We start from the raw sequence: 23973 nt of genomic DNA on the forward strand, positions 1-23973 counted from the left end.
AGTTTGCACTACTTATTTCTAACTTTAGTAATCAAATTAATGAGCATTGCCTTAATAGTATTTATTGTGTTCTCCAATTCAAAAAAATCGGTTTCGGAAATGTATTGCAAATCTTTACATAATAGTAAAAAGTAATCTGTTTCATTTGCAGAACCAAGCGAAATGTTTAGGAAATTAGCCATATCGAGCTGAGAGTTCTTCCCACATCCCTCAGCAATATTTGCAGGAATTGAAGCCGCTGATCTTCTAATCTGACTTGTAATTCCGAAAATCTCTTCTTTAGGGAATTTGGCAGTTATCCGATAAATATCAAGAACAAGCAAGTGCGATTTCTCCCAAACTTTTAGCTCCTTGTAGTTCTGCATAATTTCTTACATAGCTTAAAAACGTATCACTTATAACGTATCACTTATAACCTCTTTAAATGCCTCCAAAAACTCATCTGCATGTTCCTTTGTCAGGTTTAATGCGGGTAGCAGCCGGATAACGTTTGGCTTGGCTTCGCCGGTAAAGATATGATGTTTGAATAACAGGTTCTTTCTTACCGCCGATTTTTCTGCGGGCAAATCAATGCCGATCATCAGTCCCCGTCCACGAACTTCATGAATGCCATCCAGTTTTTTCAACTCGCTAATCAGGTAGTTGCCAACTTCGGCGGCATTTTGCATCAGGTTATCGTGCTCCATAATTTCAAGCACAGCCAACGCTGCTGCACAGGCCAGATGGTTGCCTCCGAATGTGGTACCCAGCATACCATGCCAGGGTTTAAATTTAGGCGCAATAGATATTCCGCCAATCGGGAAACCGTTGCCCATTCCCTTTGCCATGGTATAGATATCGGCCTCAACGCCGGCATAATCATGCGAATAAAATGAACCGGTTCGTCCGTAGCCGCACTGCACGCTATCGGCAATGTAAACAGCATTATATGCATCGCAAAGCGACCGTATTTTTTGCAGGAAACTTTTTGACGCTTCTTTAATACCGCCTACGCCCTGGATACCTTCAATAATAATCGCCGCGATTTCGTCGCCTTGTTTTTGAAAAAGCTCTTCCAGAGCAGCTTCATCATTGTGCGGCAAAAAAATCACATTGCCGGTTTGGTTTACCGGCGCTACAATTTTAGGGTTATCGGTTACAGCAACAGCTAACGACGTCCGTCCGTGGAAAGCGCCGGAAAAAGCTACAACTTTCTTTCTTCCGTTATAAAACGATGCCAGCTTTAACGCGTTCTCATTAGCTTCTGCCCCTGAATTACACAAGAACAGCTGATAATCCGTTTTTCCCGAAACCTGACCGAGCTTTTCGGCCAGTTGCTGCTGTAACGGAATTTTCACTGAGTTGGAATAAAAACCAACTTTATTTAACTGCTCAGTAATGCGTTTTACATAATGCGGGTGGGTGTGCCCGATGGAAATTACAGCATGACCGCCGTAAAGGTCTAAATATTGTTGTCCCTCAGCATCCCAGACATTACTGCCTGCTGCTTTTACAATTTCTATGTTGTTAAGTGGGTAAACGTCGAATAGATTCATTTTGTTAAGGTTTAAAGGTTGAAGGCGGAAGGTTTGAAGGCACAGCCTGACTATCCTGCCCTTTCCTTAAAAATTTAATAAACGCAATTAACATTGCTTTAATCTCATTAATGTCTTTATAAACAATCAAATAGTCTTCTTCACTTATATATCCTAAGTCCTTAATCAGTATAAACGCATATTCCACTTCTTTTGTCGAACCAAGTGCATTATCAAGATAGTGGGTAAAATCTTTGTCTGTGTTTTTTCTAGAACCCTCTACAATGTTTAGTGGAATAGAATACGCCGCTCGTCGAATTTGCTGAGTCAATGCAAATTTTTCTTCCGAAGGCATTAAAGGCAATATCTTTTGATATACCTGCAAGGTAAAAGAATGCGCTTTTTTCCAAATATCTAACTTCTGATAATCTCTCATTGCTTATCGTTCATTTGACCTTCTGCCTTTCTACCCTCCACCTTCAACCTAAAACCCGACAGCCTTCAGCCTCAGTCCAGCCCGCTCATCCAGTCCAAAGAGCAGATTCATATTCTGAACGGCCTGTCCGCTGGCGCCCTTTAGCAGGTTATCGGTGATGCTTACAATAAATAACCGGTTACCGTGCTTTTCTAAATATATCAGGCATTTATTGGTGTTCACCACCTGCTTTAAATCGATATTCTTACGACTTACGTGTGTAAACGGTTCATTAGCGTAATAATCTTCGTACAGGTTTTGGACTTCTTCTAATGACAGGTCGCAGTCGGTGTACATGGCGGCCAGAATACCGCGTGTAAAATCGCCGCGTTGCGGAATAATGGTAAGCTTCTGTGCCGCCCGTTCCAGTAAGGAAAGTTCAGACACCGGCAGAAATCCTGGTTGTAATTGATTTAACGATTCGCTGATTTCCTGCAAATGCTGATGCGTAAATACCTTGTAAACCGATAGGTTATTATTCCTCCAGCTAAAATGTGAGGTTGCCGACAGACTTTGTCCCGCTCCGGTAGAACCAGTGGTGGCGTTGATATGAACCTCGCTTTTCAGCAAACCTTTTGCCGCCAATGGCAATAAACCTAACTGTATACCGGTTGCAAAACAGCCGGGATTAGCAATGTTCTTAGCGGTTTTTATGCTGTCGCGATTAAGCTCAGGTAAACCATAAACAAAAGCCCCTCCCAGCCTCCCCGAAAGGGAGGAGTTGGCCTTCAATCTAAAATCTTGCGATAAGTCGATAATTTTAATACGTTCAGCAACCGGGTTTGCTTCGAGGAACTTCCGGGCATCGCCGTGCCCAACACATAAAAATAGTATATCGGCCTCTCCCAAACCCTCTCCAAGGGAGAGGGCTTCGAGCACCTCGTTGCCACAAAATTTCAAATCAGTATCGCCAAACAAATCGGTATGCACATCCGATATGAAATTGCCGGCATTACTTTTACTGTGCACAAATGCTATTTCAACATCCGGATGATTGACCAGGATACGCAGCATTTCGCCGCCTGTATAACCTGCTCCGCCTATAATTCCCGCCTTTATCATAAGTTTAAAGTTGAATGTTCAAAGTTTAAAGTTCAGGGCTCAAATCTGACTTTCTTAATTAGTGAAATTAACATTGCCTTAATTTCTCCCGCTTCTTTTTCTAATTCCACAAACAATTCGTTATCAATAAATTTTAAATCTTTCGACAATAATAATTGATATTCTAACTCATGAACTGAACCCAAAGCTGTTTGTAGAAAATTCGCCAGGTCTTTTTGTGTGTATCTACCGCATCCTTCGGCAATATTAGTTCCTATGGATGAAGCAGACCGCTTAATTTGACTTGTTAAATTGTAGGTTTCTTCTTTAGGGAAAGACGTAACAACAGCATACATTTTCAATGTAAAATGATGTGCTTTCTGCCATACCAACAGTTCTTTGTAATTTTGCACGGTACTTTTAACTTTCCACTTTTAACCTTCAACTCTGCTCGCTGTTTACCTTATGCCAAATCATTACCTGGTTGCCAAAGATTTTTGAAAATCCTTTCACATCTTCGCCGGTCCAGGCATTGTTCATTTCGCCATAGCTGCCAAATTTGCTACTCATTAAATCGTGCGGCGATTCAATACCGATAACCTGGAAGCGATAAGGCAACAATTCTACAAATACATTTCCGGTCACCGTACGCTGGGTAGAGGTTAAGAAGGCCTCAATATCTCTCATAATGGGGTCGTGAAACTGCCCCTCGTGCAGCCAGTTACCGTAAAACGATGCCAGTTGCTCTTTCCAACTCAGCTGCCATTTGGTTAAAGTATGTTTTTCGAGCGTATGGTGCGCTTTGATGATGATCATCGGTGCAGCTGCCTCAAAACCAACCCGGCCTTTGATACCGATAATGGTATCGCCTACATGAATATCGCGACCAATGCCATACGCTTGTGCAATAGCCTGTAGCTTCTGTATCGCTTTAACAGGAGAAAGTTTCTCACTATTAATACCTGTCAGCTCGCCTTTTTCAAATGATAATTCCAGCCTGCGTGGCGCTGTTTCGGTTACCTGTGTTGGCCATGCTTCTTCCGGAAGGGTATCATGACTGGTCAGCGTTTCTTTACCGCCAACGGACGTTCCCCATAAACCTTTATTGATAGAATACTTCGCTTTTTCAGCATTATAGTTTACGCCGTGCTTGTGCAGGTATTCTATCTCCGCTTCTCGCGATAACTTCAAATCGCGGATAGGTGTGATGATCTCAACATTCGGAATAAGGATATTAAAGATCATATCAAAACGCACCTGGTCATTACCGGCGCCGGTGCTGCCATGTGCCACGTAATCGGCACCGATCTTTTTTACATAATTGGCAATAGCCGTTGCCTGGCTCACCCGCTCGGCGCTTACCGATAGCGGATAAGTGGCGTTTTTAAGCACATTGCCAAATACCAGATATTTAATGCAGCTGTTGTAATAATTTTCAGTTTCGTCTACTACAGCATGCGAAGCTACGCCCAGGACATAGGCACGTTTCTCAATCTCATTTAGCTCTTCATCAGAAAAGCCACCGGTATTCACAATAACTGTATGCACTTCCAGCCCGCGATCCTGCGCCAGATAAATGCAACAAAACGAGGTATCCAAACCTCCGCTAAATGCTAAAACAACTTTTTTCTTCATTATAATTTATGTAAAAATCCGGGTAAAACCGATGTAAAAACAACAATCATTTTTGTGGTACGCCTCAATTTCGCCTCGATACGTTCAAGCAGCGACGCTTTACGCGTTACCTTGCTCATCTGGTCTTCAGCCTGCTTTTGTTTTTCTTCAGGATCCCAGAGCATGGCTGTGCACAAGCAGTTTTTACGCTCTTTCATGGTCAGGATATCGTAGTTTACGCAACTCTGGCAGCCTTTCCAGAAATTTTCATCCTGTGTCAGCTCTGAATAAGTTACGGGCTCATACCCCAGTTCGGAATTGATTTTCATCACCGCCAGGCCCGTAGTCAGACCGAATATCTTGGCTTTGGGATATTTTTCTCTCGATAAGGCAAATATCCTTTTTTTAATGGCTTTAGCCAAACCGGCCTTGCGGAATTCAGGACTTACAATCAAACCTGAATTAGCTACAAACTCACCGTGGCTCCAGGTTTCTATGTAACAAAACCCGGCCCACCGGCCGTCTTTATGCAGGGCTATTACAGCCTTGCCTTCCAGCATTTTCTGCGCTACATATTCGGGCGAACGCCTGGCTATACCTGTACCCCGTGCTTTAGCCGACTCTTCCATCTCCTTACAGATCTGCTCGGCATATACGATATGTTTTTCTGTTGCGGGAATAACAACAAAATCTGATTCTTGCATTTTAGTAAAATACCCGGGTTTTAATCGGACTGGAAAGCTTCTTTTTCAATGCGCCTTCGGGTTAAAATCTATGTTAAAACTACTAAAAGAGACACCGTATTAAACGGTTTGTTTGGAGAGAAAGCCAAAGAATCAAGCTCTTGGCCTAAAAGATCGTCGGTGTTTAAAAACAAGCTTTTCACTGTTAAACAGGGCATACGCAACGCTGAACAAACATCCGTTTGCGCCTTTGGTTGCATTTGCAGCTATGTAAACACCTATATTCATCGCTATGTCTTTTGACTTACAGTGAATTAAATTTGATATCAGGCTGCAAAAGTTCGAATAAAATTTGTTTATTACAATAGTTATTTTTGATTTTATTGTAATTTTTTCAGGTATTCTTATCGCAACATGGTTAGCTTCACTGCGTTGATTTTACAATTTGCCGAACAGGGCGAAAAAACCGGCTGGACGTATATTGAAATTCCGGCACATATCGCTGCCGAACTTCTGCCGGGAAATAAAAAATCATTCCGGGTAAAAGGTACGCTGGATAATCATCCGATCAGGCAGGTGGCTTTAATGCCTATGGGCGAGGGAAATTTTATTATGGCTATTAATGCCACCATGCGCAAGGGCATTAGAAAAGGTAAAGGCGCCACCTTAGCGGTTTCCCTGGAAGTGGATACTTCCGAAATTGAAATATCTCCGGAACTGTTGGAATGCCTGAAATATGAGCCCGAAGCGCTGGATTTTTTTAATTCCCTGACCAAAGGACATCGCAATTATTTCAGCAAATGGATAGAAAGCGCCAAAACCGAAGCCACCAGGGCAAACCGCATCGCAAAAGCGGTTAATGCCTTAGCAAAAGGCTGGAGTTTCCCCGAAATGATGCGGGCTGCCAAAGCACAAAAGCAGTAATTACTGTCGAAAAATCTTTTTGAAAAGCAGTTGCTGTAGTATGTCGGTACCGATAGTCCCGCCATCCGCTATAGCCCTCATTGCATTCGGGGCTGCCGCTGCTGTCGGGTTTAGCTTGATTAGGCCAGTGCTGCTATTACTTTTCTGAGACGTTAACGCAGACAGCGTTCAAAACGCTGTCTGCGTTGTAATCAGACGGAAGGGTATCCATCAGGCAATTTTCCATACACATTTTTGTAGGCCTGTACCAACGGGATCAAAGGCTGATACCTGGCATTTTCATATTCTTCTCTGTGTATCTTGTCCAGATCATCCCGGAGGTTTTTAATTTCCTTATCTCTTTCGATAGTTTCGAGCTGCTTTCGCATTGACTGTTCGGGGCTGTAATCTTCGGGTTTGGTGCTATCAGTATTATCCGAAAGCTGTTTCGGGTCTATCACATACATTCTTGGGAAATGATACCTCCAATCGCCTTTCAAATCTTTGATCTTTTGAAAAATATATTCATAAAACGGCAGCAGGTTTCCTCTTTCGCCTATTACGTAAGTTCCCATATAAAAATCCAAATAGTCGTAATCGCCTGCATGTTCAGGAAAATATTCGTTTAAAAAATCAGCTATAAACCCGCCGCTTCCTCTGAACGAGCCTAAATCATACACTTTGTTATCTGCCCCAATTACTTCATGATTATTAGAAAAAATATCATATACCGTTAAACCCAACACGTACAGAAACTCTTTGCATTCGGGTATATCTCCTAAATCATCCTGCTGAAACTCATGTATATCTTTCTTCTCAATTCCGGTTTTCTTTGTAAGCCTGTTTATATTTTCGCTTATGCGGATATACTCCTCGTATTGTTGTTCAGGTGTAGGATGCAGCAATAATACAAATTCTGAATGTTTCCACCCGTCGGGGGCAATTTTATTGTTTAGCTGCAAAGCATCCCGGAAGATATATTGCAGCATATCCTTACATTCTTTGTCTGTTTTGTATAAAATATCATCTGTCATGCTGTTTTTGAATAAAAACCAATGCTGTCGGATGAAACAATTATTTACTCAAACTATCGGTTAGTTAAGGATAAGTGTTTTTATGGCTGTATGTTGCGGGCATCAATATCGCTGTTTATTTGAATAATTTCATGGGAATATATATAATAATCAGATCATCTTTTAAATCGTTCTGCTATTATCGTTTCTTTACCATCGCTTTAAGCTAATTATTAACAGATTGCATAATGCAAGGTTTATTGTTATCAAACCTGCTTGGGCTTTAAGCCTTTGGCTTTCCGCTTCAAGCTTACTTTCTAACATTAGCCGCCCAATCACCCAGAATATGTTGTATCGTATAAATTTTAGCTTCCTCGTCTGTCAATTGATGCGACCAGTTCACCCGGCTCCCGGGTTTAAAACCCGGCCCTGAATTTTTATACTCGGCATAAAAAGCCGTGCTTTTATTTGATTCCTTTCCCCAGGGATCCCAGCCTCCGGGTTTAATAAAATCCTCCAGGCTGCAGTATAAATAAACCACACGGGCATACGGTCGCCATGGACGACCGAGAAAATACGAGGCCCCACTTTCACCCCTGATATTGCAGTGTAAAAATACATAGCCAAAAGGTGTGTTTTCGGGCGTAGAAGCTGCGGTAATATATTGTCCGCCTTTTTTACAATAAATGGTACAGCGGTTAAACACAGCAGTAGCCGAACCAAAAATAAAATCGGTGGTGCCTTCAATATAACAATCTTCATATAGCTGACGTGCGCTGTAAGTATAAAGCGTATCCTGGAAACCCAGAAAACGGCAGTTCTTAAAATAGCAGCGGTCAGCGGCAACCCAAACGGCTACGGCCTGTCCCACCGGGCCGGACGAATTTTCGAACGTGATATTTTCTGCAGAGAAGTCATCGCCATAAATGAAAAAGCTGGAAGATCCGGAAGTGCCAATGGTCTCGCTAAAAACATTCTTCCGGGTGGCATAATCGTCATAGGTCAGAATGGTTTTATCGGCACTTTCGCCAATAAACTGCACCAATTTTTTAGAGCCGGGGAGGATCAGCTTTTCCTTATAAACGCCGTTCTTTATAAAGATAACGGTAGTCTCATGCCTGAAATCGGGCACGGCATTAATGGCTTCCTGTACCGTTTTAAAATCGCCGCTGCCATCTTGGGCAACTGTAAAGTGCGGTTGGGTATCTGCCTGCAAGCGCAATATGCCCAATAAAATCATAGCAAGCAGCAGAATTGCTTTTCCGGTTATACCTGACATCGTCATGTTTATGGTGGTTAGCTATATCGTTAACAAACAACAATACAACAGTTTACTAAAAAAGCCAAGCAATATACCGGAAAATTTGATGCAATCGTTCCCGGCATCGATGCCGTAATACGACCGTTACGTGAATATTTAATCCGTTAGTTTTTGGATCAATTGCTCCCTGTCCAGTTGCTGCTGCTCGCCGGTTTTCATATTTTTCAGCGTCAGCTTACCCGACTGAATTTCTTCGCTGCCTATCAGGATAACAAACGGAATTTGCTTGGCATCGGCATAGCTCATTTGCTTTTTCAACTTCGCTGACGCCGGGTACAATTCTGTTGCTATTTGCAGCGAGCGTAACTGTGTAAGCAAAGGCAGGGCATAGCGCTCGCTTTCCGCATCAAAATTGGTGATCAATACCTTAGTGGTTTCGTTAGCCGATTCAGGGAACAGTTGGAGCTCTTCCATTACATCATAGATACGATCGGCGCCAAATGAAATACCCACGCCTGTCAGCCCTTTGAGCCCGAACATCCCCGTAAGGTCATCATAACGGCCACCACCGCCAATGCTGCCAATAGAAACACCATTAGCTTTTACCTCGAAGATGGCCCCGGTATAATAGTTCAGTCCGCGGGCAAGGGTAATATCTAATTGGATTTGAGATTTGAGATTTGAGATTTGAGATGTGAGGTCTTTCAGGTATTTAAAAATAGTTTCAATTTCTGCGATGCCTTTCAGCCCGGTTGCTGATACGGCCAGTACTGCTTTTAACGAAGCTATTTTTTCTTCGTTTGTGCCTTCCAGCAGGATAACCGGTTTCAGCTTTTCGATGTCAGAAGCAGTAAAGCCACGTTCAAGCAGCTCATTAATTACGCCATCCAGCCCGATTTTATCCAGCTTGTCAATGGCCACGGTCATATCCACAATGAGTTCCGGCTTGCCGATAATTTCTGCTATACCCGATAATATTTTGCGGTTATTGATCTTGATGGTAACATCGGTCAATCCCAGGTTGCACAGGGCCTCATCGTAAATCAAAATGAACTCCGCTTCGTTCAGCAGGCTGTCTGAACCAACCACGTCGGCATCGCACTGGTAAAATTCGCGGTAACGTCCTTTTTGCGGACGGTCGGCCCGCCAAACCGGCTGTACCTGGAAACGTTTGAACGGAAACGCGATATCGTTCTGGTGCATCACTACATAACGGGCAAAAGGTACGGTGAGGTCATAGCGAAGCGCCTTTTCTGAAATATAGGAGGTTAGTTTTGCACTGCCGTTTTCATCAGTAAAATCAACATCCTTTTTCCGGGCAGCATTCAGAAAATTCCCTGAGTTCAGTATCTTAAAAATCAGCTTATCGCCTTCATCACCGTATTTGCCGGTCAGGGTATCCAGGTTTTCCATGCTTGGCGTCTGTATCTCCTGGTAGCCGTATTTCCTGAACACTGTTTTAATGGTGTCAAAAATATAATTGCGTTTTACCATCTCAACCGGTGAAAAATCGCGTGTGCCTTTTGGAACAGAAGTCTTAATGCTCGCCATGCGGCAAAGGTACAAAAACGGTGAAATGGTTTTTATGTAAAGTTCACGGGAGGTAAATCTTGTTTTTCAATGGTATTGGATATTGAGAAGCGGATGAAGTTCCCTCTCTTTTAAATAAAGCATATCTCTCTGCCAATTCGGTCAGCTCAGTGGTAGCTGTCCGTTTAGATATTTGATTCAGCTCCTGATACTCCTTATTCGTAATCTTACCTTTCTTTTTTGCATACAATACCGCTTTCACTTGTCTTTCATTCAGTCCAAGCGATTGTAAGTATTCCCTATGATAAATGTCTTTCCTGAACTCTACCCAAAAGTCTGAACCCTCAACAAGGTAAGTTGGTTTTGGAAGTCCTTCAGCTACGCACAATTCAGTCATTTTACTGATACCCCGCCCCCATGATTCTACATAAATGCCCGTTGTCATCAGATAAATTACCTTCTTCAAGACGTTCGGGCATGACTCAAATTTGCGAAAAATATGGACATTATGTCCGACCGCCGAAATTTTGTTTATTACATTTATTCCTTATCTTAGCCCTACGGAAATGGTGTCTTCCGATTTAACCGCCCTAAAAAGCTGATGGCGCCTGCAAACAGAATGAGCAATGTTGCTTGTTCTGAAAATTATTTGCAGGTGAATCAGAAAGAATCAAACTTCAGTGTAGATTTTGCCGTGCGGCTTTTAGCTGTGTCCGGTTTTCTTACTGCCTTTTTCTGTCAATTGCAAATAAACACATGATTTAAATGGTATTGACATGAAATTAGCTCTTTTTAGCGATATCCATGGAAACCTGCCGGCACTGGAAGCCGTATTGGCAGATATTGAGGCACATCACCCCGATGATATATATTGTTTGGGTGACCTGGTGAACTTTGCTCCCTGGACAAACGAGGTTATCAATGTACTGCGGGAACGCAATATCCCGGTAATTATGGGCAACCACGATGAGGGCATAGGCCATAACAAAACGTCCTTTGCATTTTCTTTCAGGTCCGAAGAAGAACGGCAGGCCGGCTTGCAGGCCATTGCCGTTACCAATAAGCAGATAAGTGCGGAAAACAGGGAATACCTGAGAACTTTACCCCGTAATATGCGATTGGAAACGGGCGATTCAATCCCTTATATCCGCATGCTGATGACACACGCCAGTCCCGAAAGCATTAACCAGTATATCCAGGAGGATTTTAATGAGCCGGAGCTGCTGGCCATGATGGACAGCTACAATGCGGATATCATGTTGATGGGGCACACCCACCGTCCTTATCATCGCCTGTTGTTTACCGAACAGAACAATGAAAAAATATACAAGCATGCCATTAATGCAGGTTCCGTTGGAAAGCCGAAAGACGGCGACATGCGTGCCGCCTGGTGCTTGCTGGAAATAACAGAAAACAGCTCCCTATATGATGCGGACAGCATACAAGCGCATATCCACCGGGTAAATTATGATTGGTACAGAACCATACAAGCGATAATAGAAAGTGAAATCCCGGATTTATATGCCGAATTACTGATTGGTAGTAGTGCTATATGATTAATAACCGAAACATTTTAAGATATAATTGCAGTAAACTATGAAAATAAAAGAATTAAAAGCAAGAGAAGTCCTGGATTCACGCGGTAATCCAACGGTAGAAGCAGAAATCGAGCTGGCAGATGGCTCAAAAGGCAGAGGAATTTCGCCATCGGGCGCCAGTACCGGCGAGAAGGAAGCCGTTGAACTGAGAGATAACGATGCCAAACGCTACGGAGGCAAGGGAGTGGAGAAAGCCGTTTCGCAGCTCAACAACGAAGTAGCCCGTAGTATCGGCAATGCAGACTTTGATTCACAGGCCGCATTTGACCATTTTTTAATTGATTTAGACGGCACTACGAATAAAGAGCGTTTAGGGGCAAACGCTATCCTGGCGGCATCCATTGCTTTTGCAAGGGCAACGGCCGATGCTAAGAAAATACCCCTCTACCGGCAACTGGTAGAGCGGGAACAGTATATCATACCCGTACCCTGTATGAACGTAATCAATGGTGGCCGGCATGCCGATAATAACCTGGATTTCCAGGAATTTATGATAGCCCCGCATCATGCGCCGTCCTTTAAGGAAAGTATCCGCATGGGCGAAGAGGTGTTTCACACCCTGAAAAACCTGCTGAAAAGTAAAGGCTATTTCACCGGTGTAGGCGATGAAGGCGGTTTTGCGCCCAATCTTAATTCTAACGAAGAAGCTATAGAAGTTATCCTGGAAGCCATTCATCAGGCAGGTTATACACCGGGCACACACATTTCTATATGCATTGACCCCGCAACCAGCGAAATGTGGCAAAATGGCAGATACGTTTTCTATAAGAGCAGCCAGAAACAGGTAAGTTCCGAAGAATTGATTATGCTGTGGGATAAATGGATTAAACAATATCCTATCGTACTGCTGGAAGACGGCTTGGGTGAGAACGACTGGCATGGCTGGAAGGAAATGACCATTGCTTTAGGCAGCAAAGTAGAACTGGTGGGCGATGATATTTTCTGTACCAATCCGAAAATCATTGCCGAAGGTATCAGGCAGGGTATCGGCAACAGCGTGCTGATAAAGCTGAACCAGATTGGAACTATTACCGAAACGCTCGACGCCGTTAAGCTGGCACAGGAAAATAATTATAATTGTTTTATCTCGCATCGCAGCGGTGAAACTGAGGACACCATCATTGCCGACCTGGTAGTGGCAACCAATGCCGGGCATATTAAAACCGGTAGCGGATGCCGGTCTGAGCGGGTAGCTAAATTTAACCAGCTAATCCGTATTGAAGAAGAGCTGGGCGGCAAGGCATTCTTTGCCGGATTAAATACGTTTAAAATATAGTTAATGTAGTTCGATGGAATACCTAAAAGATTGCCTCTTCCGAATAGCGCAGAAAAAATAATGATGACCCTGTTTTCGTCATTGCGAACTGAAGAGGTTGCAATGGTGGGCGGAGTGAAGCAATCTTAATATAGAATGTTAAAAATCAATAAATTACAGTCAAACTTACATTAAATTGCACAAAAACAAATAATGAGCTCGCATAGTAAAATAACATTTAAAGAACACCACATTATTATTAAGCACCTGTTACGCTGGACGATACTCGTTGTTCCCGTTTCGCTGGTCATTGGCAGCATGATTGCCTTTTTCCTGTGGTTGCTTAACACAGCTATCCATTTCCGTTTCAATCATAACTGGCTGTTATTTTTGCTGCCCCTGGCCGGATTGCTCATTCATTTTATTTACCAGTGGATAGGAAAATCGGCAGAAAAGGGCAACAATCTGATAATGGAGCAGATACATCAGGAAGGCGGCGGCGTGCCTAAACGCATGGCGCCCATTATCCTGCTCACTACCGTGATGACGCATTTGTTTGGCGGTTCTGCCGGTCGTGAAGGTACAGCCGTACAAATTGGAGGCAGTATTGCCGCCATGTTTGGCGATTGGTTTAAACTGAAAGGACTGGATATGCGCATGTTGCTGACAGCCGGTGTAGCAGCCGGGTTCGGCGCAGTGTTCGGAACGCCGCTAACAGGCGCCATTTTTGCCATGGAGGTGCTAACTATCGGGCGTATACAATACGATGCCTTGTTGCCGGCCTTGATAGCCGCGGTTATTGGCGACATGACCGTAGCAGCATGGAATGTTCAGCATACGCATTACCATATCGATAACCTGGTGCATGTACCGTTTGTGATGTCGGATTTATTTCATACCGATGTACTGCTGCTCGGCAAAGTGATTATCGCATCAGCCGCTTTCGGACTGGCCAGTTTTCTTTTCGCCGGTATGGTGCATGAAATCAAAACCATCTGTATTAGCATCTTTAAACACTCGTGGATGATACCGGTGTTTGGCGGTTTGGTGATTATCGGCCTGTTTTTCCTGCAGGGTAAACCCGATTATCTCAGCCTGGGCGTAGATGCCGAATACCCGGGAGCGATAACCGTACCCTCGGCATTTCATACAGGAGGTGCAGATACCTGGAGCTGGCTCTGGAAAACCATTTATACCACCATTACACTGGGAACCGGTTTTAAGGGTGGCGAGGTTACCCCACTGTTTTACATTGGTGCTACCTTGGGTAATACCCTGTCAGGTATATTAAACGCCCCGGTAAGCTTGTTTGCCGCGTTAGGTTTTATAGCCGTATTTGCCGGGGCAACCAACACACCGCTAGCCTGTACCGTGATGGGCATTGAGCTGTTTGGCGGTGAACATACTCTGTTGTTTGCTATAGCCTGCTTTACTGCCTATTTTTTTAGCGGACATTCTGGTATTTACAGCGCTCAGCGAATAGCAATCCCTAAAATATTTGATGACCATGTTGCCGATGATGCATCCCTCTCCGAAGCGATGAAGCGTCGTGGATACATCCATCAGAAGTTAAGAAAATACAAATTACCATTTAAGAAAAAGGAAAATGGATAAGCCGGTAATTATTGAGAAAACATTGGGTAAGCTCCAGATTTATGTTAAGCCTATGGAAAAGATACAGGCTACGGGATTTATTCACCGGCTTAAATCAAGACAATTGTACCGTGAGCTGGTTAAATATGCCAAACATGACCACCTGATGAATGCTTCGGTTTATCAAACCCATCACGGTTATTCCATGCATGGCAAAATCAACACTGGAAATGTAGAATTGGCTAACCAGGATTTATTTGTGTGTGTAGAGCTTATTGACGAAAAACAAAAACTGGAAGCATTTTGTCAGAAACATGCAGGCCTCCTGAAAGGAAGAATGCTGGTATTCAAACCGGTAGAGTTTTGGGAGGTTAAGTTTAACTAAACTGTAGAGCCGATTAACTGTAAGTTATGATACATGTAATTTATCTTTATCGTGATGATTCTAAACCAGGTGGGTACTTTAAACCTTTAACTTTATACTTTTAACTTTCATGCGACCCTTACTCATTATATTTTTAGGTGGTGGTTTAGGCTCCGTTTTACGGTACCTGGTAAACCGGTGGGTAACCGGTTTAATAGCCTCTGTTTTTCCCTACGGAACGTTTCTGGTAAACATTACCGCCTGTTTTCTTATTGGCTTTTTAGTTTTTTTTAGCGACCGGCTGGGGGCAGGTTCGCTAAACTGGCGCTTATTCCTGATAACAGGACTTTGCGGCGGTTACAGCACATTTTCATCCTTTACATTCGAAAACGTACAGTTAATAAGCGACCATCAGCTGTTTACCATGTTGCTGTACACCGTGAGCAGTATTGCACTGGGATTTTTAGCAACCTATATGGGCATATTGGTTGCACGTAACATTTAAAAATAGAACGTATGAAGTACGACAGGATTTTAATAGTTGCCGATGACAGTCCGCCATCACTAAAAGCTGTTCAGTACGGCTATGATTTGGCAGCGCAGTTGCATGCGAAAGTAGGATTAATAGGAGTTACCGACCAGGCTTTGGCCGAAGGAAATGTAGATGCGGGGGTATTTCCCGACCAGGCGGCTCATCTTCTGAAAAAGCACATGGAAGAGTTTCTGCACCAGGTTGTCAGGGATTACTCCAATGGTGTTGAAACCGAGATTTTTGCACCGGAAGGCGAGGTGAAAGCCACCGTTCTGCAAATGGCCAAAGTTTGGGACGCACAGCTTATTGTGGCAGGCACACACGGGCGAAAAGGGCTTAACCGCCTGCTAATGGGTAGTATGGCCGAAGGTATTTTGCGGGATTCGCATGTGCCGGTGTTTATCGTCCCGATTGATAAAGAACATTAACAATTGTGCAAATCAGGTTCTTCATTCTGCTGGGAACAGGCCTGGGTATAGTTGCCGGAATAATGGCATATCTTATTGCGTATAACGAGCTCCAGCATCATTTTAAAGGCAGGCGTGTGTTCACAGAATCCGTTAAGAGCGCTGTTGTTGCATTTATTTTCTTTTTTGTGCTAACCATTGCGATTTACTATGCGATTTATAAAAGTAATCTTTAAAAAGCAGCTGATTTGCCTTGTGACAACTATTGTTATATAGCTTAATTATTATGAAACTTTATGTCGTTTGTGATGTTGAAGAAACAACTGTTATTTAGCCGATCCGGCATAGTAATGTTTTACAAAAAATGAGCTCACCCCAGCAAATCACAGAGAAGTTACTGGAAAAAACAGGTATTGTCATTAATGGAGACCATCCCTGGGATCCGCAGGTGCATCATCCCGGATTTTATGATCGTATTTTTAGTAAAGGTTCCCTGGGCCTGGGCGAAGCATATATGGACGGATGGTGGGATTGTAATGCCCTGGATGAGTTTTTTACACGTATATTGTATCACCAGTTAGACAAGAACGTGCCGTTTAACTGGTCAGCTTTCTGGTATGCTCTAAAGGCGAAATTCATCAACCGGCAAACCCGTTCCCGGTCAAAAGAAGTGGCCCTGAAACATTACGATATTGGTAATGACCTGTACCGGAAAATGCTGGATAAGCGAATGGTTTATTCGTGCGGTTACTGGAAAAATGCACAAACCTTAGACGAAGCCCAGGAAGCAAAGCTGGATTTGATTTGCCGGAAACTAAAACTTGAGCCCGGTATGCGTTTGTTAGATATTGGTTGCGGCTGGGGCGGACTCGTTAATTTTGCGGTTACTCATTACGGCGTTTCGGCGGTAGGGATAACACTATCTGAACAACAGGCCATTATTGCCCGGCAGGTCAACAGCAGTTTACCCGTTGATATACATATACAGGATTACCGGGATTTGCATGAAAAGTTTGACCGGATTGTTTCGGTAGGCATGTTTGAGCATGTTGGCTATAAAAACTACCGCACGTTGATGAAAACAGTGTCTGAAAATCTTAGCGATGATGGAATTTTTCTACTGCATAGCATCGGTGGTAATGAATCGGTAAACGCAACCGATCCGTGGATAAACAAATACATATTTCCAAATGGCATGCTACCCTCTATAGCACAAGTTGCCGGGGCAATTGAGGGGCTATTCATCATGGAAGACTGGCATAATTTCGGTACATATTACGATCGTACCTGTATGGCCTGGTTGAAAAATTTCGAACAACACTGGCCGGAACTGAGCAGTCATTACGGCGATACATTTTACCGGATGTGGAAATATTATTTATGTGTCAGCGCTTCCGCGTTCCGGTCGCGAAGAAATAACCTGTGGCAAATCGTACTTACCAAACCGGTTCGAAAAGTAGGTTATGATTCTGTACGATAATTGGATTTAGATTTTAAAGCCCCGATGGTTAGTGATTCGTCCATTATCAACTGTCCATTGTCAACTATCAAATCGCTTCCGAACTTTTCCAGCTTTCGGACTAAACCCTCCGCCTTCCGCCCTTTAACCTAAAAAACGTACCACGTAAAACCTACAACTTATAACCTTCCACCTTTCAACTATCTTATTCCCCGGCTCATGTATTCATCCAGCTTATTGCGTTCGTCCTGCAGTTCACGGGCAAGTTTTTTCTCCTTTTCGTTGGCCCGGATCTTATGGTTTTGGTATTCTTCCGATAGCTCCTCAAAAAGTTTGATCCGGTAACGGGCTTCTTTTCTATGACGTGCCCCCTGGAAAACAAAAAAAGCCAGCACAGCTGCCAGGGCAAAAACCAGTAGCCACATAATGGTGCTATAAGTGCCTTTATTAATAGGTATGCCCAGGAATTTAATTTCGTTTACCATCGCGTTTGATTCGGCAAGCGTTTTATCCTTATTGGCCATGTTGTTTTTCAAATCGGCTATCACCTGTTGCTGTTCGTTCAGCTTATTTTGTAACTGGGCAGCATGGGCTCTTGCTTTACTTAAGGTGTCTGAAAAGTTTTTCCAGAGAGCGGCTAACCGCGATTGATTAATGACCTTGTAACCCTGGTAATTGTTCGATTTGGATAGCATGTACAGGTACTGGCCCCGCAAGGTATTGTCTTTCACAGCTGTGGTGTCCTGCGCCATTGCCACCGAAACGGCAGACAGCCATCCCAAAAACATGCACGAAATAAATAATAGTTTCATCTGTTATTTTATATTTTTAATGGTTAGATGGAACCTTTGATGATTAAAATAAATATTTATCTTGACGTCTAATATTTATTTTAATCATGTCGGGCTCATAGTTTAGTATTCTGGTTCCACTTATCTAAACAGCATACGTATAAATTTATTGTGTTTTACCGTGGGATATTAATTGCATAGCTATCTTTACAGCATGAACATAGGTATCATTGGTTTAGGCGATATGGGGAAGCTTTATGCCAAAGCTTTTGCCAAAGCCGGTTACAGGGTAATGGGTTGCGATGTTCCGCAGCTGCGTGAAAGCCTTTCTGCCGAGCTATCTCCTTTCGGGATAGAAGTGGCCGAAGACGGTATCCAGGTTTCCCGGTCGTCAGATTTTATCATTTATTCGGTAGAAGCCGAGAAGATAAAAGATGTAGTGGCAGCTTATGGTCATGCTACCAAATATGGCGCTATTGTTGGCGGACAGACCTCGGTCAAACATCCCGAAATCGAGGCTTTCGAAACCTATTTGCCAAAAGATGTCAATATTGTAACCTGTCATTCATTACATGGGCCTGGTTTCTCAACAGCGGGGCAGCAGCTTATTGTTATCCGGCATCGAGCTACAGACGACGCCTATAAAAAAGCGCTTAACATATATGAAGCGCTTGGCTCAAACATTGCCGAGATACCGGATTACCATGTGCACGATAAAATTGTTGCCGATACGCAGGCTCTTACACACATGGGTTTTGAAAGTATGGGTACGGCCTGGAAAAACGCTAAATTTTTTCCCTGGGATAACGATTCGTACAATAATGGCGGTATTGATAACGTGAAAATTCTGACTACCTTACGGATATTTGCCTATAAGGCACACGTATATGCCGGGCTTGCTATCCTCAATCCGTATGCCCGTAAGCAGGTTAAGCGTTATGCCGAATCTGAGTCGGAGTTATTTAAGCTGATGATACAGGAAAACGCCAAAGCCTTTCGCGAACGTATTTACCGGGCAAAAGAGTTTGTTTTTCATGAGAGCTGTGAGCTGCTGATGTTGGACGACAGTATTATGAAAACCTATAAGCTGTCGGAAGGTTCCGGCGTACGCAAACCCAATTCGCATTTAAGTTTGCTGGCGATGGTTGATGCCTGGTACCATTTAGGTGTTAACCCTTACGATAACCTGGTGGGGCAAACACCACCTTTCCGGCTGCGGTTGGGTATTGCCGAGTACCTGTTTAAAAACGAGGACTTGCTGGAAGAATCGCTGGAAACCGCTTTGTTTGATAAAACGATCCGGGGCGATGACCTGGAATTTCACTCGGCGGTACGGGAATGGGCTTCCATTATCGGCTACGGCGACCTGGTTGGTTACAAAGCCCATTTTGAAGATACCAAGGCTTTCTTTGAAGATAAATTGCAGGACGGACTGAAGCAAAGTGCCGAACTGATCAAGCGGCTGGGATAGCGGTTCTATTCCGGCTAAATTATAAGGTTCTGCTTTTCATCTTAGCCAGTTCATTGCTAAAACGTGTAACATATTCTTTGGGTAATAACTTCTTCTTAGCGGTTCTGATAGCGATTTTTTGTGCAACTTCGGCTTTTGTATAAAGTTGCAGGCGATAATATAAATGCGCCTGGGTATCGTAATAAGCCGGACTCGGGTTGATAGCTATTGCCCGTTCAACCCAGGATAAGGCTTTATTTAGATAAACGGGATTTGTGGTACCGGTCTGGTAAAAGTCCCAGGCTATGTTATTTAGTTTTGAGGCATAGCCGGTTGGAGTAGTAATTCTTGACGGGCTGTAAACTAAAGTTCGGTTGGCGGTATCGCTAACGGATGCCTGAATTTTCTTTCGTGCTGCCTTTGCCGAATCCAATTCCCGTTGGTGAAAACGTTTTGCTGAGTCTAAGCTGATGTTGAGATAATAACGACTGACAAAATCCACGCCCCGGGCCAAAAAGTTGGCGGTGTCTTTAGTGCCTTTAAAGTAGGCAAGTAGCTGGCTTTGACCTGCGCCTCTGCCGGCTTCCAGGTTTTTTCCATAAGCGCCTTTCGCGAAGCTTGCAATTTGATAGGCCAGGCGAATATTGCAGGTAGCTATAGCTTTGGCCATAGAGTTTGTGATAATCCGGGAGTTGATATTGGTGCGACTGACTGAAGGCAATGATTTATAAATGCTGTCTTTTAGTTTACGGTTCAAGGTAGCCAGTTTATAAGCACTGCTATCAATAGCTGGCCCGGCCTCCAGGATAAATACCACTTCATCAAATGAGTTGAGATCATCAATTTTTAATTGCTTTACATATTCTTCAATCAAATTGGCATTATCTAAATATCCCAGGCGCTTCCTTTCAGTGATATAGGTTTTAAGGAAAGTTCGCGACCGGTCACCTTTACGGTACAGGCTGTCGTAAGCAGAAAGATTTTTACCGCTTTCCCATATATTGAGCGCATAATTTGCAGCTGCTACATATCGTTGCGCAGACGAAGAATAGCCTGTTGTACGATAAATAGGTGTGCCGTTAGTATCCAGGTAAAGGAAGCAAGGCAATGTGTAAATTTTATAATGTGCAGCCAGCTTAGAGGTTTCTGCATTGTTCCAGGTCAGCCGCTGGTAAATAAACTCGCTGATTAAAACCTGCTGAACGGATTTATCGTGAAAAACAGACAATATCTTCCTGCTTTGTTCATTGCTTGCCATTACCGGTACATCAAACATTAGCAGTACCGGCTTATGTTCTTGTCTGGCCTTATTTAATAACGAAGCAAGGAGTGCGTTATTAGCCGGAACTTGTGCGTATAAATATCCTGATAAAGTAAGCGCTGTCGCTACAAGCGAAAAGAAGATCCTTTTCATGGTTTGATAAGATGTTAGGTTTAAAGATTTTGCTTTAAATATAAATCTTTTTAATTGGATAACAGGAACAAACGGGTGCATTTCAAATTGTCGCATTACTTGCTTCGTGTGGTTGGTGGGGACACCGCCCACGGCTTCCGCCCCGGTTGGTGTCCCCACCAACCGGCGACAATTTGAATTGCACCCGAACAAACTGTGCCGGTATTTTTAATTGCAAGGTTACATTCTGTGCTCGAGGTGTATTAACTGGAAATAACCAATTAGTGATGAAAAAACGTAAGGTAATTTTATGGGGATGTATGGGCATGCTGCTCTATGCATGCAGTAATGGCAATAAATCGGCCGAGAGTATTAATATGGCTTTAGATACGATGGCTATGCCCGGCGATGATTCGGTAAAGCTGGTTAAAACGGCCGGTATGGATTTTAAGGTATCCGATGTTAATAAAACCAGTATGGAGCTGTCGGGTATTGTTCGTCAGAACGGGGGGCTGGTAACGCATAAGCGGATAGAAACGGTAGAGAATGGCAGTAAACATATCCGCTTGTCAGCAGATTCGTTATTGGTAATCAGTTCATCGTTTAAACGGGCGGAAATGACCGTTCGGATTCCGTCAGAGCAGTTGGAAGATTTTATGTACCGGGTTGGTTCGCTGGCTAAGGTAATATGGTCGAGTAACCTGGATGTAGACGATAAAGGCCTGGATTACCTGTCGTCAAAACTAAAACAAAAGAATTATTCGGCTTTACCTTTAAAACCCGGAGCAGTAAATAAAGCCAGCGATGCGGTAACAGCTATTGATAAACAGAACGAAAATGTAGACTTGTTAATAGCCAACAAACGTATCGATGCCGCGGTGCAGTACAGTACGCTTCAGCTCAATTTCTCTGAAAATGCGCTTGTTCATAAGGAAACCATAGCCAACACCGACCTTTCTGATTATAACCTGCCGTTTCTCAGTCGCGTAGGGCAGGCTTTTGTAAGCGGCCTGAATTTGTTCGAAACCTTTATTGTAGCCTGTGTGCACCTGTGGTTATTCATTATAACCGGCATACTGGTATGGTTTATCATCCGGAAGTACAAAGGCAAAGGAGCGGCGGTGTAATAGGATAGACAAAAGCATTAGCGCAGAATTACGACCCATCCGGAAATGGTCTTTTCATTTCTTTCTTTAAGGTCAATGGTGTAGTAATATATTCCTGCCGGCAGATCTTTACCTCCGTTTTTACCATCCCAGGCATCCGGGTATCCAACACTTCTAAAGGCAACATTACCATAACGGTTATAAACTGTTAATACTGAATGGGGATAAGTGTTTAACGCGGCGATATTCCAGGTATCGTTGATACCATCTCCATTGGGAGAAAACGTATTCGGAATTTCAAGCGACTGGTACACCCGTATAAAAACCTGGTCTTCATTCATCGGGCAACCATCGCTGGTAAAGGCTTTTAATGTATAGGTGATATCGTGTAGAGGTGTGGCAATGGGAGTGAGACTGTGCGGGTTGTCCAGGAAGTCGGACGGTTCCCATACAATATAGTAATCGGAGTTCCGGTTAACGGTACCTTTTAAATAGACCGGGTGCTTTTGCACTGTTATTTGGTCATCGCCGGCATTAACCTCTATTTTTGGAGATACCTTGAGGGTTACCTTGGCTGAAGCCTGGCAGCCGCTGGCACTGGTTACCAGCACGGTATATGTAGTTGTGGTTAGAGGCTTGGCTACAGGGTTCTGAGTGTTGGGATCTGAAAGCCCCGTAGCCGGCGACCACTGGTACATTATTCCACCGCTTGCATTGAGCGTGGTGCTTTCGCCCTCGCATAGCATGATATCCTGGCCGGCATCGGCATGAGGCAATGGATTTACGGTTACCTTGGTCGTCCTGTTATAGGTACAGAGGCCGTTATTGATAGTAACGGAATAAGTTCCGGCCTGGTTTAATTGAATATGGGGAATAGCAGGTTTTTGCTCAGTTGAAGTCCAGCCATTGGGGCCGGTCCACTTAAAAAAACCGGTGGCTTCGAGGTTAAGCTGCAAGGTGCTTCCTTCACAAACGGGAAGTGTTTCTGCTGCAATAACAGGGGGCGGATCTACAGTTACGCTTATCGGATCGGAAGCTACGCGGCAGGAGGGCGAGTTGAAATTAGCGGTTTCTGCAACCAGCATGCGGTAATAGTAGGCGCCTGCCGGAACGTTGACAAATGAAGCGGTATAAGCAGGATGAGTGGCACTGTTTCCGGGAATATCCATCCAGTTTATTCCGTCATCACTTTGCTGCCATTGGTAGCGGGGTGAGGTATAAAAGGTAGAAACATCTGCTGTAGTAAATTCAAGGGATCTTGTATCTCCTTCGCACAGGTGTGTGCTGTTTGAACCGGTACCGGTAATAACAGGATTTAATGTGGGGCCGGCCGGCCGGAAGGTAATATCGTCAAGCGCCAGGTCATTGCCCGGAATGGAGCCCCCGGGTGCATTGTTTTTTATAGCCAGCACAATATCAGGCTGTCCCGGCTGTGTTGTAAAGGTAACACTGTATTTTTTCCATTCGGGAGTTGCCGTTTTCTCAATATCACCTGTGTTTATATTCTTTAAAACAGTGCCATTGGGTGTTTCAATGGTAAAAGTAACATTGGGGTATAAGTTGTCTTTTTTGTTGATATTAATTATCCAGGCGGCAAATTCGTAAGTAGTATTGGGGCAGAGGCCGGTCACGGTTTGCCGGTAAAAATCTTTGCCGGCCACAGGATCGGAGTTTACAACCATCATATATCCGTTGGTATCTCCGGGAGTATGATCTTCGGGTAAAATATGCCAGGCGCTGCTAAAGCAGTTTGGCGATCGTGTTGCGATAATATAATTTCCATCGTTAGGACAATCGGTATAAATCCGCTGATAGCCTGTGCTGGCGGTAAAGTTTGGGCCGGTGGCTGCCGAACCGAAATCGATATTAACTACCGGATCGCCAAAGCTTCCTCCTGCAGGTTGTGAAAAACTAAGAAATGGCAGCAGTATGAAAAAAAGTATAGCCAATAATTCTCCTGCCTTCATGCAAGTATCCTGCTGTTTAAATGT

The 23973-nt window shown here is 43.7% G+C and carries 25 protein-coding genes and 1 riboswitch; of the genes, 11 read left to right on the forward strand and 14 right to left on the reverse strand.

Annotation, left to right across the window (positions count from 1 at the left end; all coding sequences use genetic code 11):
* Window positions 1-8: 8 nt before the first annotated feature.
* Genes FW774_RS16780 through FW774_RS16810 form a run of 7 tightly spaced genes read right to left on the reverse strand, consistent with a single transcriptional unit; the run spans window position 9 to window position 5348 of the window.
* The gene (locus FW774_RS16780; protein ID WP_149349378.1) at window positions 9-365 is read right to left on the reverse strand and encodes a four helix bundle protein; all 357 of its coding nucleotides are present in this window, start codon (window positions 363-365) and stop codon (window positions 9-11) included.
* Window positions 366-395: 30 nt separating this feature from the next.
* The gene (locus tag FW774_RS16785; RefSeq protein WP_149349379.1) at window positions 396-1535 is read right to left on the reverse strand and encodes an aspartate aminotransferase family protein; all 1140 of its coding nucleotides are present in this window, start codon (window positions 1533-1535) and stop codon (window positions 396-398) included.
* Window positions 1536-1539: 4 nt separating this feature from the next.
* Complete coding sequence (locus tag FW774_RS16790; protein WP_149349380.1) at window positions 1540-1950, reverse strand: four helix bundle protein; 411 nt, start codon at window positions 1948-1950, stop codon at window positions 1540-1542.
* 48 nt (window positions 1951-1998) lie between these two features.
* Window positions 1999-3051, reverse strand: coding sequence for an N-acetyl-gamma-glutamyl-phosphate reductase (argC, locus tag FW774_RS16795; RefSeq protein ID WP_149349381.1), 1053 nt, complete (start codon window positions 3049-3051; stop codon window positions 1999-2001).
* 32 nt (window positions 3052-3083) lie between these two features.
* Entirely contained in the window at window positions 3084-3443 is a 360-nt protein-coding gene (locus tag FW774_RS16800; RefSeq protein WP_149349382.1) for a four helix bundle protein, read from the reverse strand.
* A gap of 28 nt (window positions 3444-3471) precedes the next feature.
* Entirely contained in the window at window positions 3472-4665 is a 1194-nt protein-coding gene (gene argG, locus FW774_RS16805) for an argininosuccinate synthase (protein ID WP_187774936.1), read from the reverse strand.
* Window positions 4665-5348, reverse strand: a complete 684-nt coding sequence (locus tag FW774_RS16810; RefSeq protein WP_149349384.1) for a GNAT family N-acetyltransferase — start codon at window positions 5346-5348, stop codon at window positions 4665-4667. The genes argG and FW774_RS16810 overlap by 1 nt, the downstream gene beginning before the upstream one ends.
* A 393-nt stretch (window positions 5349-5741) precedes the next feature.
* Here FW774_RS16810 and FW774_RS16815 point away from each other — a divergent pair, with 393 nt between their 5' ends.
* Window positions 5742-6251, forward strand: coding sequence for a YdeI/OmpD-associated family protein (locus FW774_RS16815; protein ID WP_149349385.1), 510 nt, complete (start codon window positions 5742-5744; stop codon window positions 6249-6251).
* A 191-nt stretch (window positions 6252-6442) separates the two neighbouring features.
* Here the strand turns inward: FW774_RS16815 and FW774_RS16820 are convergent, their stop codons facing one another.
* The 4 genes from FW774_RS16820 to FW774_RS16835 all read right to left on the reverse strand — a co-directional run bounded on the left by FW774_RS16820 (window position 6443) and on the right by FW774_RS16835 (window position 10479).
* Window positions 6443-7264 (reverse strand): hypothetical protein, encoded by an 822-nt coding sequence (locus FW774_RS16820; RefSeq protein ID WP_149349386.1) that lies wholly within the window; start codon window positions 7262-7264, stop codon window positions 6443-6445.
* 289 nt (window positions 7265-7553) lie between these two features.
* On the reverse strand, window positions 7554-8522 hold the full coding sequence (locus FW774_RS16825) for a pectinesterase family protein (protein ID WP_149349387.1): 969 nt from the start codon (window positions 8520-8522) through the stop codon (window positions 7554-7556).
* Window positions 8523-8660: 138 nt separating this feature from the next.
* Window positions 8661-10055, reverse strand: coding sequence for a histidine--tRNA ligase (gene hisS / locus FW774_RS16830; protein ID WP_149349388.1), 1395 nt, complete (start codon window positions 10053-10055; stop codon window positions 8661-8663).
* 43 nt (window positions 10056-10098) lie between these two features.
* A complete protein-coding gene (locus FW774_RS16835) occupies window positions 10099-10479 on the reverse strand; it encodes a hypothetical protein (protein WP_187774937.1) in 381 nt (126 codons plus the stop codon).
* 108 nt (window positions 10480-10587) lie between these two features.
* Window positions 10588-10652: riboswitch (Fluoride riboswitch) on the forward strand.
* A 158-nt stretch (window positions 10653-10810) separates the two neighbouring features.
* On the opposite strand from FW774_RS16835, the gene FW774_RS16840 reads away from it, so the two are divergent.
* From FW774_RS16840 to cfa, 8 genes are all read left to right on the forward strand, one after another.
* Window positions 10811-11590 (forward strand): metallophosphoesterase family protein, encoded by a 780-nt coding sequence (locus FW774_RS16840; protein WP_149349390.1) that lies wholly within the window; start codon window positions 10811-10813, stop codon window positions 11588-11590.
* A 40-nt stretch (window positions 11591-11630) separates the two neighbouring features.
* Window positions 11631-12908 carry a phosphopyruvate hydratase gene (eno, locus tag FW774_RS16845; protein ID WP_149349391.1) on the forward strand — a complete coding sequence of 426 codons (1278 nt, stop codon included), beginning with the start codon at window positions 11631-11633 and terminating at the stop codon, window positions 12906-12908.
* A gap of 192 nt (window positions 12909-13100) precedes the next feature.
* A complete protein-coding gene (locus tag FW774_RS16850) occupies window positions 13101-14501 on the forward strand; it encodes a voltage-gated chloride channel family protein (RefSeq protein ID WP_149349392.1) in 1401 nt (466 codons plus the stop codon).
* The gene (locus tag FW774_RS16855) at window positions 14494-14865 is read left to right on the forward strand and encodes a DUF190 domain-containing protein (protein ID WP_149349393.1); all 372 of its coding nucleotides are present in this window, start codon (window positions 14494-14496) and stop codon (window positions 14863-14865) included. Before FW774_RS16850 ends, FW774_RS16855 begins: the two co-directional genes overlap by 8 nt.
* Window positions 14866-14974: 109 nt before the next feature.
* The gene (gene crcB, locus FW774_RS16860) at window positions 14975-15349 is read left to right on the forward strand and encodes a fluoride efflux transporter CrcB (RefSeq protein ID WP_149349394.1); all 375 of its coding nucleotides are present in this window, start codon (window positions 14975-14977) and stop codon (window positions 15347-15349) included.
* An 11-nt stretch (window positions 15350-15360) separates the two neighbouring features.
* On the forward strand, window positions 15361-15804 hold the full coding sequence (locus FW774_RS16865) for a universal stress protein (protein ID WP_149349395.1): 444 nt from the start codon (window positions 15361-15363) through the stop codon (window positions 15802-15804).
* Between the two features lie 5 nt (window positions 15805-15809).
* On the forward strand, window positions 15810-16019 hold the full coding sequence (locus FW774_RS16870) for a hypothetical protein (protein ID WP_149349396.1): 210 nt from the start codon (window positions 15810-15812) through the stop codon (window positions 16017-16019).
* Between the two features lie 128 nt (window positions 16020-16147).
* A complete protein-coding gene (cfa, locus tag FW774_RS16875; RefSeq protein WP_149349397.1) occupies window positions 16148-17263 on the forward strand; it encodes a cyclopropane fatty acyl phospholipid synthase in 1116 nt (371 codons plus the stop codon).
* A gap of 179 nt (window positions 17264-17442) precedes the next feature.
* Here the strand turns inward: cfa and FW774_RS16880 are convergent, their stop codons facing one another.
* Complete coding sequence (locus FW774_RS16880; RefSeq protein ID WP_149349398.1) at window positions 17443-18054, reverse strand: hypothetical protein; 612 nt, start codon at window positions 18052-18054, stop codon at window positions 17443-17445.
* Window positions 18055-18247: 193 nt separating this feature from the next.
* Here FW774_RS16880 and FW774_RS16885 point away from each other — a divergent pair, with 193 nt between their 5' ends.
* A complete protein-coding gene (locus tag FW774_RS16885; RefSeq protein ID WP_149349399.1) occupies window positions 18248-19504 on the forward strand; it encodes a prephenate dehydrogenase in 1257 nt (418 codons plus the stop codon).
* A 19-nt stretch (window positions 19505-19523) separates the two neighbouring features.
* On the opposite strand, the gene FW774_RS16890 is transcribed toward FW774_RS16885, so the two are convergent.
* Entirely contained in the window at window positions 19524-20897 is a 1374-nt protein-coding gene (locus tag FW774_RS16890) for a hypothetical protein (RefSeq protein ID WP_149349400.1), read from the reverse strand.
* A gap of 266 nt (window positions 20898-21163) precedes the next feature.
* On the opposite strand from FW774_RS16890, the gene FW774_RS16895 reads away from it, so the two are divergent.
* Complete coding sequence (locus FW774_RS16895; protein WP_149349401.1) at window positions 21164-22003, forward strand: DUF4349 domain-containing protein; 840 nt, start codon at window positions 21164-21166, stop codon at window positions 22001-22003.
* A 17-nt stretch (window positions 22004-22020) separates the two neighbouring features.
* Here the strand turns inward: FW774_RS16895 and FW774_RS16900 are convergent, their stop codons facing one another.
* Window positions 22021-23949 (reverse strand): gliding motility-associated C-terminal domain-containing protein, encoded by a 1929-nt coding sequence (locus FW774_RS16900; RefSeq protein ID WP_149349402.1) that lies wholly within the window; start codon window positions 23947-23949, stop codon window positions 22021-22023.
* Window positions 23950-23973: the final 24 nt, after the last annotated feature.

Origin of the sequence: Pedobacter sp. BS3 (assembly GCF_008274585.1) — a bacterium.
Taxonomy (GTDB): Bacteria; Bacteroidota; Bacteroidia; order Sphingobacteriales; family Sphingobacteriaceae; genus Hufsiella_A.

Excerpts from the sequence above, each read along its gene's own strand:
- FW774_RS16790 (WP_149349380.1), bottom strand. The coding sequence starts at position 1,950 with ATGAGAGATTATCAGAAGTTAGATATTTGGAAAAAAGCGCATTCTTTT.
- FW774_RS16815 (WP_149349385.1), top strand. The coding sequence starts at position 5,742 with ATGGTTAGCTTCACTGCGTTGATTTTACAATTTGCCGAACAGGGCGAA.
- FW774_RS16780 (WP_149349378.1), bottom strand. The coding sequence starts at position 365 with ATGCAGAACTACAAGGAGCTAAAAGTTTGGGAGAAATCGCACTTGCTT.
- argC (WP_149349381.1), bottom strand. The coding sequence starts at position 3,051 with ATGATAAAGGCGGGAATTATAGGCGGAGCAGGTTATACAGGCGGCGAA.
- FW774_RS16855 (WP_149349393.1), top strand. The coding sequence starts at position 14,494 with ATGGATAAGCCGGTAATTATTGAGAAAACATTGGGTAAGCTCCAGATT.
- FW774_RS16890 (WP_149349400.1), bottom strand. The coding sequence starts at position 20,897 with ATGAAAAGGATCTTCTTTTCGCTTGTAGCGACAGCGCTTACTTTATCA.
- FW774_RS16810 (WP_149349384.1), bottom strand. The coding sequence starts at position 5,348 with ATGCAAGAATCAGATTTTGTTGTTATTCCCGCAACAGAAAAACATATC.
- FW774_RS16865 (WP_149349395.1), top strand. The coding sequence starts at position 15,361 with ATGAAGTACGACAGGATTTTAATAGTTGCCGATGACAGTCCGCCATCA.
- FW774_RS16880 (WP_149349398.1), bottom strand. The coding sequence starts at position 18,054 with ATGAAACTATTATTTATTTCGTGCATGTTTTTGGGATGGCTGTCTGCC.
- argG (WP_187774936.1), bottom strand. The coding sequence starts at position 4,665 with ATGAAGAAAAAAGTTGTTTTAGCATTTAGCGGAGGTTTGGATACCTCG.
- hisS (WP_149349388.1), bottom strand. The coding sequence starts at position 10,055 with ATGGCGAGCATTAAGACTTCTGTTCCAAAAGGCACACGCGATTTTTCA.
- FW774_RS16885 (WP_149349399.1), top strand. The coding sequence starts at position 18,248 with ATGAACATAGGTATCATTGGTTTAGGCGATATGGGGAAGCTTTATGCC.
- FW774_RS16825 (WP_149349387.1), bottom strand. The coding sequence starts at position 8,522 with ATGTCAGGTATAACCGGAAAAGCAATTCTGCTGCTTGCTATGATTTTA.
- FW774_RS16785 (WP_149349379.1), bottom strand. The coding sequence starts at position 1,535 with ATGAATCTATTCGACGTTTACCCACTTAACAACATAGAAATTGTAAAA.
- FW774_RS16820 (WP_149349386.1), bottom strand. The coding sequence starts at position 7,264 with ATGACAGATGATATTTTATACAAAACAGACAAAGAATGTAAGGATATG.
- eno (WP_149349391.1), top strand. The coding sequence starts at position 11,631 with ATGAAAATAAAAGAATTAAAAGCAAGAGAAGTCCTGGATTCACGCGGT.
- crcB (WP_149349394.1), top strand. The coding sequence starts at position 14,975 with ATGCGACCCTTACTCATTATATTTTTAGGTGGTGGTTTAGGCTCCGTT.
- FW774_RS16895 (WP_149349401.1), top strand. The coding sequence starts at position 21,164 with ATGAAAAAACGTAAGGTAATTTTATGGGGATGTATGGGCATGCTGCTC.
- FW774_RS16900 (WP_149349402.1), bottom strand. The coding sequence starts at position 23,949 with ATGAAGGCAGGAGAATTATTGGCTATACTTTTTTTCATACTGCTGCCA.
- FW774_RS16835 (WP_187774937.1), bottom strand. The coding sequence starts at position 10,479 with ATGACAACGGGCATTTATGTAGAATCATGGGGGCGGGGTATCAGTAAA.
- FW774_RS16840 (WP_149349390.1), top strand. The coding sequence starts at position 10,811 with ATGAAATTAGCTCTTTTTAGCGATATCCATGGAAACCTGCCGGCACTG.
- FW774_RS16850 (WP_149349392.1), top strand. The coding sequence starts at position 13,101 with ATGAGCTCGCATAGTAAAATAACATTTAAAGAACACCACATTATTATT.
- cfa (WP_149349397.1), top strand. The coding sequence starts at position 16,148 with ATGAGCTCACCCCAGCAAATCACAGAGAAGTTACTGGAAAAAACAGGT.